The organism is Brucella sp. 22210 (assembly GCF_052045675.1).
GTDB lineage: Bacteria > Pseudomonadota > Alphaproteobacteria > Rhizobiales > Rhizobiaceae > Brucella.
In genome coordinates, this window is the sequence record NZ_JBQEPD010000035.1 from 1 (window position 1) to 12,025 (window position 12,025).

Genomic DNA, 12,025 nt, shown 5'->3' on the forward strand with positions numbered 1-12,025 from the left:
GCTGTCTTTCCGACCTGGTGAGGCCTTCCAGTTCGATTGGAGTGAGGACTACGCCGTAATCGGCGGCGAGCGCACGAAGCTCCAGGTCGCACATATCAAACTATCCCACAGTCGGGCTTTTCTGGTCAGGGCCTACTTGTTGCAAACACACGAGATGCTCTTTGACGCACACTGGCACGGCTTCCGTGTCTTCGGCGGCGTGCCTGGTCGTGGGATTTACGATAACATGAAGACAGCGGTCGATCGTGTGGGCCGCGGCAAGGAGCGACAGGTCAACATGCGCTTCCTCGCGATGACGAACCATTACGTCTTTGCACCTGAGTTCTGCAATCCAGCGGCCGGTTGGGAAAAGGGTCAGGTCGAGAAGAACGTCCAGGATGCCCGACCACGCTTGTGGCAACAGATGCCAGACTTTCCAAATCTGATGGCGTTGAATGACTGGCTGGAGCAACATTGCCAAGAGCTGTGGCGGGACACGGCGCATGGCACCTTGCCCGGTTCTATCGCAGACGTTTGGGCCGACGAGCGAGCAGCATTGATGGCATTGCCAACTGCATTTGACGGCTTCGTTGAGCAGAGCAAGCGCGTCTCACCAACATGCCTGATTACCTTCGAGCGGAACCGCTACAGCGTGCCTGCATCATTTGCAAACCGGCCCGTCAGCCTGCGGATATATCCCGAGCGCCTGGTCGTTGCGGCCGAGGGAAACATTCTATGTGAACACGCGCGGGTCATCGAGCGCAGCCACAGGCTACCTCGGACAATCTATGATTGGCGACATTACTTGACGGTCATCCAGCGCAAGCCCGGTGCCCTGCGCAATGGTGCTCCCTTCCTGGAATTGCCGTTTGCCTTTCGACAACTACAGAATCAGATGCTTCGCCGCCCCGGTGGTGATCGTGAGATGGCCGATATCCTTGCCCTCGTCCTTCATCACGACGAACAGGTTGTCGTCAGGGCTGTAGAACTGGCTTTGGATCAAGGCGTGGCAACCAAAACGCATGTACTGAATCTTCTGCACCGTCTGATCGACGGCAAGACGAACGAGGGTCCCGACGTCGATACGCCACAGGCATTGACCTTGCTGCGTGAACCCAAGGCCAATGTAGAACGCTACGATGGCTTGCGCGTCCGGATCGTGGGAGGTCGCCATGCGTCATGATCCTGCCAGCGCGGCCGTCGTTATCATGCTCCGTAGCCTGAAGATGTATGGCATGGCGCAAGCCGTCACAGACTTGATCGAGCAAGGTGCTCCAGCTTTTGACGCAGCCGTGCCGATCCTCTCCCAGTTGCTGAAAGCCGAGATGGCCGAGCGCGAGGTCCGCTCCATCGCCTATCATATGAAGGCTGCACGCTTCCCGGCCTACAAGGATATCTCTGGATACGACTTTGCCGCCAGCGAGATCAACGAAGCGACGGTGCGCCAGTTGCACAGATGCGAGTTCATTGACGGAGCGCAGAATATCGTGCTCGTCGGCGGACCGGGCACAGGCAAAACCCACGTGGCGACGGCCCTTGGCATCCAGGCTATCGAACATCACCGTCGAAAAGTCCGCTTCTTCTCAACCATCGAATTGGTCAACGCACTTGAGCAGGAGAAGGCCAAAGGCAAGGCAGGCCAGATCGCTGAGACCTTGGTCCGCCTTGATCTGCTGATCCTTGATGAGCTCGGATACCTTCCATTCAGCGCTTCAGGCGGAGCGCTGCTCTTCCACCTGTTGAGCAAGCTCTATGAGCGGACCAGCGTGGTGATAACCACCAACCTCAGCTTTAGCGAATGGGCAACAGTCTTCGGCGATGCCAAGATGACGACGGCATTGCTCGATCGTTTGACCCATCGCTGCCATATCCTGGAAACAGGTAATAACAGCTTCCGCTTCAAGGCCAGTTCGGCAGCCGCAGCAAACAAGAGAGGACAAAAAGCCAATCCCTTGACCATAACCCAATCATAAAACCATAGTCAGAAGTGGCTCACGTCTCGGTGGAAAAACCGGCTCAGTTCCGCATGGAAACCAACAGTCAAAACCTATTCCAGCGGGATGAAAGCTCGTTTGGCTTTTGGTATGAGCCTTGCTATCGACTTTGATTGTTATCTGACTGATGAAATTATAGCCGTGGGAGATGAACGTTTCAAAGCCAAATCCAAGGCCGCGCTTGACGCCAAAATTTCACATGCGCGGGTGATCATGGTTTCGCATTCACTATCGCAAATCATACAGTACTGCGATTGCGGTATTATCATCCGTGATGGCCATATTGAGTATCATGACGATATTGCCTCGCTTCGAGCCAGCTTTAGTGAAGCTTGATCTGGAAAATCGGACCGTTCCGGCCCGACTTTATGTTTTCAACGGGGTATTGATCAAAGGATGCGATGCGTGAGCGCGGTCGTCTAGCTCGCCTTCTTCGTGATCAGTGTTAAAGCCCCATTTTCCGATAGACTGGCTGCAATGACATCCTGCTCGTTCATGCCCTTTTGTTGAAGCGCTTCGCGCGCCTGAGGGAATGTTTTTACGGATGTGCGTAGCTTGGTAAGATCATCGGCATTCCGCTTTTCAACGACAGCCTGGACTTCCTTCTGACTTTCGGCGGGGAGTTCCTTGATGTCAACGACCGATACGGTTTGTATGGTTGGCGCTGTCGATGGTTGCTGGGTCGCAGGTGCTGAATTGGCCGGAGGCTGCGGTGCCTGTTGCTGAGCTATTGCGGCAGGGGTCAGGGCGACGAGAGTTACGAATGCAAGCGATGCAATTCTTGGCATCATCTTTCCTTTCCAGAATTTTTGCTTGAGGCGTTTTGGGGCGACGACGCCAGTGCACAGGTCCAATGTGACGGCAAAGAGTTAGTTTCGGGGCTATTCTGAGGTTAAACCATGTCCCGGAGAAGACGCGGAATGGATCACGCAATCATAACTCCACGGTTTCACAATTTGTGGGTGAAGTTCGTTCGGGCCGGATTTAATGTGTATATCATGACAAAAAACCGATATAACAGTTCAATCGCTATTTTGTCATGATGGAGCCCGTGCGCGCATGTGGAAACCTGTATTGGAGTTGCGCAAAGGCGCAACCAAGCATCGACTCCTGACAGAAAAAATTGTCGACGATATAGAGAACGGCATTCTGCAACCGTCGGCCCAAATGCCGACCCATCGCGAGTTGGCGCACAGGCTTGGTCTCTCGGTTCAAACTGTCAGCATTAGCTATAAAGAGGCCGAACGACGCGGCTATCTACGCGGCGAGGTTGGTCGCGGAACATATGTCTGCAATCGTGTGACCGAGCGTGCTGATCGTTTCATGCTGGACCGTGACCCAAGCGGTACTGCCGATATGTCGATTATTCGGGCTGTCTATACAGAAGCGCATGAGCGGGCCTCAAAGCGTTTGTTCGAACAGTTGAGCCAATCCGAAAATGCCAGCTTCATGCGGCCATGTCGTCCAATCGCCGGTCTGGATCGTCACCGTGCAGTTGCGCAGGAATGGCTACGCGGACTTTCCGTTGATGTAGATCCGGGCCGTATTGTCATTACGAATGGAGCGGCGCATGGCTTGTTTCTTGCGGTAGCGACGATTGTTCAACCGGGTGAGGTTGTACTGACTGAACGCTTGACTGATCATGGTATTATCGGGCTTGCAAACGTGCTCGGCTTTACGTTACGCGGTCTGCCAATCGACGAACAAGGCGTCATTCCGGATGCCTTTGAAATGGCATGCAAAGCCGGAGATGTGCGTGCGCTTGTTTTGATCCCAACTCTTGGCAATCCAACAAGTCATCTCATGTCCGCGCAACGCCGCATGGCGATTGCTGAAATCGCAGCCAGATATGCCGTGTGTGTTATCGAAGACGAGGTTTACAAACCGATACTGGAAGAACGATTGCCCTCAATGCCGGAATTGCTTCCAGATCTCGGCTTTTTCGTCACGAGCTTCACAAAGACTGTAATGACGGGACTTCGTACCGGCTATCTCGTTGTGCCCTCGCAATATTCCATCCGTGTCGCGTCCATCTTGCGTGTGACCAGTTGGAGCGGGGTTAACCTTCTAGGCGAAATGGCAAGCCGCTGGATCGAGGACGGCACTGTCAATAAACTGCTCGAGATCCAACGCGGCGAGTTGAGAACAAGACAGGCGCAGGTCAGCGATATTCTGGGGCCTTTGATCGCGGGGAGCAATCCGCTGTCGTTATGCGCCTGGCTCAAGATTCCGCGCCACTGGTCGGAAGATGGGCTGGTGAGAGCACTGGCCAACAAAGGCGTTGCGGTAACGCCTTCAGATCCGTTTGTGGCTGGCGCTGATCGTGGTCACGGAGGTATTCGGATTTGCCTTGGCGGGCGGTTGTCCCGCACTGCATTGCGCAAGGCGCTCGAGACAATCCGAGAGACCTGCGCGCAACTTCCTCCTGTTTATGATGTCGGCGCCATCGCCTGACCTTACAGGACGGACTGAAGAAACTCCTTGGTTCGCTGTTCTTTCGGCGCTTGAAATATCTGTTCGGGCGTGCCCTGTTCGCAGATGCGTCCTTTGTCGAAAAAGCACACGCGATCAGAGACTTCGCGCGCAAAGCGCATCTCATGGGTCACCAGAAGCATGGTGAGATCGTGCTCCTGTGCGAGGCTGCGTATGACCGATAGCACTTCGCCGACTAGCTGGGGATCGAGCGCGGATGTCGGTTCATCAAAGAGCAGAACGCGAGGACGCATTGCAAGAGATCGTGCGATGGCGACGCGCTGCTGTTGGCCGCCTGATAGTTGTGATGGATAGTGATCCTTCTTGTCCGAAAGACCAACAAGCGATAGCAGGTCCAGCGCGCGCGCTTCGGCTTCGGCCCGCTTGAGCCCAAGGACATGAACCGGCGCTTCGATGATGTTGCGCAACACGGACATGTGAGGAAAGAGATTGAAGCTTTGAAACACCATTCCGACATGCGATCTGATCTTGCGTAGATGCGCTTCACTGGCATGAAACGGTTCCTTGCCGCCCGCTTCATGGTAGGGCATGCCATCTAATTCCAGGGTGCCTTCCTGAAAGGGTTCGAGGGTCATCAATATCCGAAGCACGGTAGATTTACCTGAGCCGGAAGGGCCGATGAGCGTGACTTTCTCGCCGGTGGTGACCGAGAAATTGAACTGATCCAATACGGTCAGTGCTCCAAAGCGTTTGACGACGTTCTGAAAGCGAATGATTTCCTGGGTCATTTGAGAGCGATCCCGTTCTTTGGAAGTTTGCGCTCAAGCACACGGATAGCTGTCGAGCAGATGAGCGTCAGGATGAGGAAGATCAGGCCAACCATTGACAATGGTACGAGATACTCGAACGTACGGTCACCAATCAGATTTGCAAGATTGAGCATGTCGACAATGCTGACCACCGACAGAACCGGCGTTTCCTTGAGCATTGAAACCAGATAATTGCCCATGGCTGGGACAATGCGGGGAACTGCTTGCGGAATGACGATATCGCGATAGGTCCGCCATGGAGTTAAATTGAGCGCGCGCGCTGCTTCCCACTGTCCGCGAGGGATGGCCTCAATGCCGCCGCGATAGACTTCCGATGTGTAGGCCGAATATTGCAGGCCAAGTGCCAGTGCACCGGTCAAAAACGCGGGCAGGACGATGCCATAGACCGGCAGCACGTAGTAGAGGAAGAAGAGCTGGACCAGGAGTGGTGTATCGCGCAGAAACTCCACAACAACAACGGTGGGCCAGGATATGATCTTGAAACGACTACGGCGCAAAAGCGCGAAGACCAGTCCAAGTACCAAAGCAATGGCAAAACCGGTTGCTGCGGCTTTCAGCGTGACGGTCAGACCGATCGCGAGGATTGGCAGGATTGATATGGCGAAGGATAGGGTGGACGAGGTGTCCCAGGCATAACCATATATCATGCGAAACCTCCAGCCATTGTCTGGCGTCGGAGACGGCGCTCCAACCATCGGATTGCGGTTGCAAGCACCAGGGCCATCGCGAAATAGCCAAGCAGCGTGAGGGAGTAAATGGTGACGCTATCCAGCGTCAGGTTGCGCAATCTCTGAGCCTGAAATGTCAAATCACTGATAGCGATAAGAGAGGCAAGGGCAGTGTCCTTGAGATTGTGGATAGCGAGATTGCCAAAGGCTGGCATCATTTCCACGATTGCCTGTGGCAAGACAATATGAAACAGCGTGTGCCGCTTGCCAAAATTCAACGCGCGCGCAGCTTCATGTTGGGCTTCCGGCACGGCCTGCAGTGCGCCACGCACGACTTCCGCGCCATAAGCACCGATATTCAGTCCCAGCCCCATGATACCAGTCGTGATCGGGTCAAAGGAAATGCCGATAAGCGGCAAAGCATAGTAGAGCCAGAACAGCTGCACGAGAAGCGATGTACCACGGAAGACTTCAATATAGATCACTGCAATTGCAGACAATAGCGGTCCACCTGCAAAGCGGGCTATGCCAGCAGCAAATGCGAGTATCGTGCCAATCACCATTGAGCTGAGAGCCAGAATGATGGTGACTTGGGCACCTTTGAAAAGGGCGGGTAGATATTCCGTCCAATGCATAGGGTCGTCTCCCGGGCAGAGAAAGGATTGGCCCCGCCGACCCCTATTGAGACCGGCGGGTGCTGACAAGCTTACTTCGCGTTGCAGAGCGCTGCTGTGTCTGCCGTGCGAGCAGCTTCTACGCTTTCTTCGCTAAGTCCGTATGTCGTCAGGATTTTTTTATAGTCGTCTGTCTTCTTGAACTCGATAAGTTCTTTGTTAAAAGCCGTATAGAAGTCCTTGTCTTCAGGACGGAAACTGAAAGCGCCGAAGCTTCGCGCCGATTTGCCATCAACGACGGGGTCAGTGAAGGGGTGAGCCTGTTCCAGCTGGGGCGAATTCTCAACGAGCTTTGCAACCGTCAGTTCTGTTGCAGCATAGGCATCAGCTCTACCAGTTTGCACGGTAGATGGCGCATCGGCATTGCCTTGGATCATGACGATCTGGGACTCGTCTATCCCCATTCCATGCAGAAAGTCGATCTGATCAGCGCCCGACACAATCGCGACCTTCAAGGAAGGATCTTTCTTGATATCATCGTATGAATGGATGTTTTTGGGATTTCCCTTGGGCACCAAGAGGCCTTCCCCATAGCTGGAATTGGCAACGGTGAACTGCACCTGCTTGCAGCGTTCTGGCAGGACATTCTGTTCAGCGGCAACAAACTCAAAGCGCTTGGCTTTCAAGCCGGGAATGAGAGAGCCGAACGGCGTCACGGTCCAGTCAACTTCTTCGATGCCAAGCTTTTTAAAGATCGCTGCTGCGACATCGGGACCGATACCCTTGGCCGCGCCGCTTTCATCCATATAGCCATAGGGCATCTCGTTTGCTGTTGCCCCACGCACAAAGCCAGCGCTTTTAAGGTCGTCAATCGTGACAGCTTGAGACGGCAAGGTGAGGGCAAGCGTAGCCGCCGCAGAAAGCAAGGTGGAAATCGTATAAAGTTTCATGCGCATAGTGTTCACTCCTCTTTAAAATTACCGGTTTTGTTGGCACCGGCTTATTGCTTCAGTGTCTCTGTTGGCTCGCTAGCTTGCGACGGGCTCCTCGCAGATCGTGGCAATGACCGAGAGGCAATCGCCCATCTTGACCAGTCCCGGGAAGTGGCGTGCAGCCAGAACACCGTCGAGTGCTGCGCGATATTCCTGCGCCGCGCCGCCCGTTCGCGCAATGCTATGCACACGGGCAACGACATCGCCTTTGCGCACTGCGGACCCTAGATCGACAAGTGGCTCCAGAAGCCCATCTGTGTCTGCAAAGCCGAAACAATCCTGTGACGGCATGTCAAGCCAGACAGTCGGCGAATGTTCTATCTCACCTTCCAGAATGCCGGAATGACGCAAAAGGTTGCGAACGCCGCGTTTGGCAATAGTAGCCGTTAGGGCGGATATGGTACCACCACCGGCAAGCTCGGTTGTTACAAAGAGCTTACCTGCTTCTTCCGCAGTTGTGTCATACATGCCAACGGCATCAATCTCGATCATGCGCATCGAATAGGGCGCGCAGAAAGCTTTCACAGCGGCGAAGCAATTCTTCTCCTGCACTTTGTTCGGCAAAGCATGAGCAGCCGCATAGGGCAGAAAATCCAGCGTGCGACCTCCTGAATGAAAGTCCAGAACGATATCGGCTTCCGGCAACAGATAGCGGGTGAAGTAGTCGGCAATTCTCTCCGTCACGGCACCATCAGGGCGGCCCGGAAAACTGCGATTGAGATTGCCTTTATCAATTGGGGAGGTGCGTGTACCCGCTTGAAAGGCCGGAAAATTCATCGCCGGTACGATGATAACGCGACCTTTGATTTGATCCGGCTCCAGATTCGCTGCGAGATCATACAGTGCAACGGGACCCTCATACTCGTCGCCATGGTTGGCGCCTGTAAGCAGCGCTGTCGGACCGTCGCCGTTGCGAATCACGCAGATAGGGATCATCACTGAACCCCAAGCGGAATCGTCCCGCGACCAAGGCAGCCGTAAATGACCATGCTGAATCCCATCTCGGTTGAGATCGACACTCGGCGTGATTGGGGAAGGGCGGGAAGGGGGCGTTGTGTGCATCATGACAGACCTAGTCCTTGACCACCAGCTTGCGCGGTACGTTTGAAAGACATTCGACGCCGGTTTCGGTAATGACGATGCTTTCGGTGATCTCCAGCCCCATGGTTTCGAGCCAAAGCCCTGTCATGAAGTGGAAAGTCATGCCCGGCTGCAATTCAGTGCGGTCGCCGGATCTCAGGCTCATTGTGCGTTCGCCCCAGTCTGGTGGATAGGAAAGCCCAATCGAATAGCCAGTGCGGTTGTCTTTCACGATGCCATATTTTTTCAGAACGTCGAAAAATCCGGCAGCAATATCTTCGCATGTATTGCCGGGACGGGCAGCTGCAAGACCCGCTTCCATCCCCTCCAATGTGGCCTTTTCGGCATCGAGAAATGCCTGCGTGGGCTTGCCGAGAAAGACCGTGCGAGACAGTGGACAATGATAGCGCTTGTAGCAACCGGCGATCTCAAAGAACGTGCCTTCACCGGACTTCATTGGTAAGTCGTTCCAAGTCAAATGTGGGGCCGAAGCATCTGGGCCAGACGGCAAGAGCGGTACAATGGCCGGATAATCACCGCCAAATTCACCGACGCCACGCGTTCCCGCATCGTAGATTTCCGCCACCAGATCGCATTTACGCATACCCGGTTCGATCGTGTCGACGATCCGCTTGTGCATGGCTTCAACAATACGGCCAGCCTTGCACATATAGTCGATCTCTGTGGGGCTTTTGACGGCGCGTTGCCAGTTCACCAGCCCCTGCGCATCCTTGAAACGCGCGTTTGGCAGGTTTTTCTGCAAGGCATGATGGGCGGCGGCGGTGTACCAGTAATTGTCGAACTCCACCGCTATTGTCTTGTTGCCCCACCCTTTGTCGTCCAGGATGGACGCCAGCAAATCCATCGGATGCCGCTCCAGCGACTGCACATAATGATCCGGGTAGCCAATGATGTTGTCATGACCGATCCAAGCCGTGCGCTTTGCGCCGTTTCCGTCCTGACCGCGCCCATACCAGATCGGTTCTCCATCCATCGCAAGAACGACACATTGATGGACATAGAAGGACCAGCCGTCGTAACCGGTCAGCCAGTGCATGTTGGATGGGTCCGTTACGATGATAATATCGAAACCCGCCTTTTCCATCGCGCGTCTGGTCTTGGCAATTCTGGCATCATACTCGGCGCGGGTGAAATTGAGTTCAACGCTCATTGATTGCCTCCAGCAGATTTGTTCGAGTCGATTTTGGTGCCCGCGTTGCGCTTGGTCGCCCGCTCAGTCGCAAGACGTGCAATAGCGGTGTCCTGAACCCCCGTACCCGTCAGGTCGCAGAATGTGATGTCTTCGGCATTGCGATGAAAAATACCGTCCTCGGAAATGATCTGTCCGAGTTCCGGCAAAGAAGCATCGGCTCTGACAATCCCGGCTTCAATTGCATGATGCAATTCGCCCAGTCTGCGCGTTTGGCTCAAGCTGTCTGCAACGTAGAGGACTGGACGGCGGAAGATCGCGGGATCTATTTCATTCTTGTGTTCAGCATCAGAACCCATTGCAGTGAGATGCTGCCCTGTCTCTAGCCAGTCGGCGTCGAGAAGCGGTGTTTCAGATGGAGTCGTCGTGACGATGATATCAACACCAGCGCAGGCTTTTCGAGCATCCTGCACAGGAATGACTGGGATACTGAGTTTCTGTTCCAGACTAGCGGCTACACTTTTCGCTTTGGTGAAGTCACGCGCCCAGATACGAGCTTCTTTGATCGGTCGCACCAGCGTCAAGGCTTCCAGCTGCAACTGGGCCTGAATGCCTGCACCGAAGATTGCCGCTGTGGTCGCGTCTTCACGCGCCAGATATTTTGCAGCAACTGCACCCGCTGCGGCGGTGCGCACATCTGTCAGATAGCCATTGTCGAGCAGCAAGGCTTCGATAAGTCCGGTCTTAGCCGAGAACTGGATCATTAAGCCGTTCGTTGAGGGCAAGCCAATGGACGGATTGTTGAAAAATCCGGGACTGATTTTGATGGCGAAACTGTCGAGGCCAGGAATATAGGCGGTTTTAACGTCGACTTCTCCGCGCTCAGAGGGGATATCGAGCCGGAGGATTGGCGGCATACTAACTTTGCCGCTTGCAAGCGCACGAAACGCATCCTCAACACAGGCAATGCTTTCCAGATCGAGGGTTATGAACTGACGGAGATCCCCTTCGCTCAATATCCGCATCTCGGCCATCAGGTCGCTCCTTCCACGCTGGCATTCATGATCATGCGATGCTGTCGGGGGTCTATATTGCCGCCAGAAACGATGATCGCAGTAGGCGTGGAAACCGCAATTTTTCCGCTGAGAAGCGCCCCAATGCCAACGGCTGCAGCACCCTCAACAATCTCGTTCTCATGGATGGCCATATGCCTTATGCCAGCTGCAATCTCTTCCTCATCAAGAAGAACAACATCGTCCAGAAGGTTGCGGCACATGGCAAAAGTCCAGCGATTATCGAGGCCGATACCGCCCCCGAGCGAGTCCGCCAGCGTATCCACTTCCTCCACATTCACAGGCCTACCGGCAGCGAGACTTGCTTGCATCGCTGCACCACGTTTCATGGAAATGCCAATTATTCTAGCCGTCGGCTTATGCGCTTTGATTGCCGCAGCTATGCCTGATGCAAGCCCGCCACCGGAGAGTGGGATCAACACGGACTCGATCTCAGGTGAACTTTCAAGAAGTTCAAGCCCGATGGTTCCTTGACCCGCGATTACATGCGGATCATCAAACGGTGGGATCGAATTCATGTTGTCGTCGCGAACGAGACGCGCGACTTCTTCCATCGCATCATCTTGAGATTTTCCGACAATGCGAATGTCGGCACCCAGTCGATGGATAGCTTCGACTTTGTTTGACGGAACAAGCGAAGACAGGCAGATCGTGGCTTTGAGGCCTTGCAAGGAAGCTGCACGAGCCAATGCGCGACCATGATTGCCCGTTGAAGCCGTGACGACTCCGAAGTTTCTCTTCGACGCCGACAGGCTTAGAACAGCATTTGTTGCACCTCGCAATTTGAAGCTGCCGGTGGTCTGGCGATTTTCAAGTTTGAGGAATATGTCTGTTCCGGACAATTTGCTTAGAGCGTTTGAGCGGACAAGTGGAGTTCGCTCAACATGGCCTCGCAGCCTGTCACGGGCTTGTTCGATTTCCCTGATACTCACCGTTTCGGACACGCCTATAGCCTCTCAAAACCTGTTGAGGAACGGAAGGGCTGCGGCCAATTTGATTGGTGCTCAAACGCAGGGCGCAATAATGCACCATATGCGAAACCGTGTGGCCGCAAGCTCGTTCCCCGTGTCTTGATTATTTTCGTTGCAATATGTGTGAAAGACAGAAAAGATCATGTCAATGATTATATTGGATCATTACAATTAGATTTGCGCCGCTGTTTTGGGAACACGCCTTGCCAGCCCTGCTTGCTCATGCCAAGGAGTAGCGCTC

The 12,025-nt window shown here is 54.3% G+C and carries 13 protein-coding genes; 4 read left to right on the forward strand and 9 right to left on the reverse strand.

Translation table 11 applies throughout. The annotated features are described in order from the left end of the window. The 3 genes from istA to ACTJKP_RS23135 form a co-directional block, all read left to right on the forward strand. Positions 1-1,162 (forward strand): IS21 family transposase (gene istA / locus ACTJKP_RS23125; protein WP_440632336.1); only part of this gene is annotated, 1,162 nt, incomplete at its 5' end. Continuing rightward, the gene (istB, locus tag ACTJKP_RS23130) at positions 1,152-1,952 is read left to right on the forward strand and encodes an IS21-like element helper ATPase IstB (protein ID WP_440632337.1); all 801 of its coding nucleotides are present in this window, start codon (positions 1,152-1,154) and stop codon (positions 1,950-1,952) included. The genes istA and istB, both read left to right, overlap by 11 nt. 99 nt (positions 1,953-2,051) lie before the next feature. Further along, on the forward strand, positions 2,052-2,309 hold the full coding sequence (locus ACTJKP_RS23135; protein WP_440632338.1) for a hypothetical protein: 258 nt from the start codon (positions 2,052-2,054) through the stop codon (positions 2,307-2,309). A gap of 83 nt (positions 2,310-2,392) precedes the next feature. Here the strand turns inward: ACTJKP_RS23135 and ACTJKP_RS23140 are convergent, their stop codons facing one another. Next, positions 2,393-2,764: a hypothetical protein gene (locus tag ACTJKP_RS23140; protein WP_440632339.1), complete on the reverse strand. Its 372-nt coding sequence runs from the start codon at positions 2,762-2,764 to the stop codon at positions 2,393-2,395. Positions 2,765-3,032: 268 nt separating this feature from the next. Between ACTJKP_RS23140 and ACTJKP_RS23145 the strand changes: the two genes are divergently transcribed. Beyond that, positions 3,033-4,427, forward strand: a complete 1,395-nt coding sequence (locus ACTJKP_RS23145; protein ID WP_440632340.1) for a PLP-dependent aminotransferase family protein — start codon at positions 3,033-3,035, stop codon at positions 4,425-4,427. Between the two features lie 2 nt (positions 4,428-4,429). Here the strand turns inward: ACTJKP_RS23145 and ehuA are convergent, their stop codons facing one another. The 8 genes from ehuA to eutB form a co-directional block, all read right to left on the reverse strand. Continuing rightward, the gene (gene ehuA, locus ACTJKP_RS23150) at positions 4,430-5,194 is read right to left on the reverse strand and encodes an ectoine/hydroxyectoine ABC transporter ATP-binding protein EhuA (protein WP_199057591.1); all 765 of its coding nucleotides are present in this window, start codon (positions 5,192-5,194) and stop codon (positions 4,430-4,432) included. Next, positions 5,191-5,883 carry an ectoine/hydroxyectoine ABC transporter permease subunit EhuD gene (ehuD, locus tag ACTJKP_RS23155; protein ID WP_078340950.1) on the reverse strand — a complete coding sequence of 231 codons (693 nt, stop codon included), beginning with the start codon at positions 5,881-5,883 and terminating at the stop codon, positions 5,191-5,193. The genes ehuA and ehuD overlap by 4 nt, the downstream gene beginning before the upstream one ends. After that, a complete protein-coding gene (gene ehuC / locus ACTJKP_RS23160) occupies positions 5,880-6,539 on the reverse strand; it encodes an ectoine/hydroxyectoine ABC transporter permease subunit EhuC (RefSeq protein WP_078340949.1) in 660 nt (219 codons plus the stop codon). The genes ehuD and ehuC overlap by 4 nt, the downstream gene beginning before the upstream one ends. A gap of 71 nt (positions 6,540-6,610) precedes the next feature. Further along, a complete protein-coding gene (gene ehuB, locus ACTJKP_RS23165) occupies positions 6,611-7,474 on the reverse strand; it encodes an ectoine/hydroxyectoine ABC transporter substrate-binding protein EhuB (protein ID WP_440632341.1) in 864 nt (287 codons plus the stop codon). Positions 7,475-7,546: 72 nt separating this feature from the next. Then, complete coding sequence (gene doeB / locus ACTJKP_RS23170) at positions 7,547-8,575, reverse strand: N(2)-acetyl-L-2,4-diaminobutanoate deacetylase DoeB (protein WP_440632342.1); 1,029 nt, start codon at positions 8,573-8,575, stop codon at positions 7,547-7,549. A 7-nt stretch (positions 8,576-8,582) separates the two neighbouring features. Further along, complete coding sequence (doeA, locus tag ACTJKP_RS23175) at positions 8,583-9,761, reverse strand: ectoine hydrolase DoeA (RefSeq protein WP_440632343.1); 1,179 nt, start codon at positions 9,759-9,761, stop codon at positions 8,583-8,585. After that, complete coding sequence (locus ACTJKP_RS23180; protein WP_199057587.1) at positions 9,758-10,774, reverse strand: cyclodeaminase; 1,017 nt, start codon at positions 10,772-10,774, stop codon at positions 9,758-9,760. The genes doeA and ACTJKP_RS23180 overlap by 4 nt, the downstream gene beginning before the upstream one ends. Next, on the reverse strand, positions 10,774-11,757 hold the full coding sequence (eutB, locus tag ACTJKP_RS23185) for a hydroxyectoine utilization dehydratase EutB (RefSeq protein ID WP_440632344.1): 984 nt from the start codon (positions 11,755-11,757) through the stop codon (positions 10,774-10,776). The genes ACTJKP_RS23180 and eutB overlap by 1 nt, the downstream gene beginning before the upstream one ends. Between the last annotated feature and the right edge of the window lie 268 nt (positions 11,758-12,025).

Excerpts from the sequence above, each read along its gene's own strand:
- istB (WP_440632337.1), top strand. The coding sequence starts at position 1,152 with ATGCGTCATGATCCTGCCAGCGCGGCCGTCGTTATCATGCTCCGTAGC.
- ACTJKP_RS23140 (WP_440632339.1), bottom strand. The coding sequence starts at position 2,764 with ATGATGCCAAGAATTGCATCGCTTGCATTCGTAACTCTCGTCGCCCTG.
- ACTJKP_RS23145 (WP_440632340.1), top strand. The coding sequence starts at position 3,033 with ATGTGGAAACCTGTATTGGAGTTGCGCAAAGGCGCAACCAAGCATCGA.
- ehuA (WP_199057591.1), bottom strand. The coding sequence starts at position 5,194 with ATGACCCAGGAAATCATTCGCTTTCAGAACGTCGTCAAACGCTTTGGA.
- ehuD (WP_078340950.1), bottom strand. The coding sequence starts at position 5,883 with ATGATATATGGTTATGCCTGGGACACCTCGTCCACCCTATCCTTCGCC.
- ehuC (WP_078340949.1), bottom strand. The coding sequence starts at position 6,539 with ATGCATTGGACGGAATATCTACCCGCCCTTTTCAAAGGTGCCCAAGTC.
- ehuB (WP_440632341.1), bottom strand. The coding sequence starts at position 7,474 with ATGCGCATGAAACTTTATACGATTTCCACCTTGCTTTCTGCGGCGGCT.
- doeB (WP_440632342.1), bottom strand. The coding sequence starts at position 8,575 with ATGATGCACACAACGCCCCCTTCCCGCCCTTCCCCAATCACGCCGAGT.
- doeA (WP_440632343.1), bottom strand. The coding sequence starts at position 9,761 with ATGAGCGTTGAACTCAATTTCACCCGCGCCGAGTATGATGCCAGAATT.
- ACTJKP_RS23180 (WP_199057587.1), bottom strand. The coding sequence starts at position 10,774 with ATGGCCGAGATGCGGATATTGAGCGAAGGGGATCTCCGTCAGTTCATA.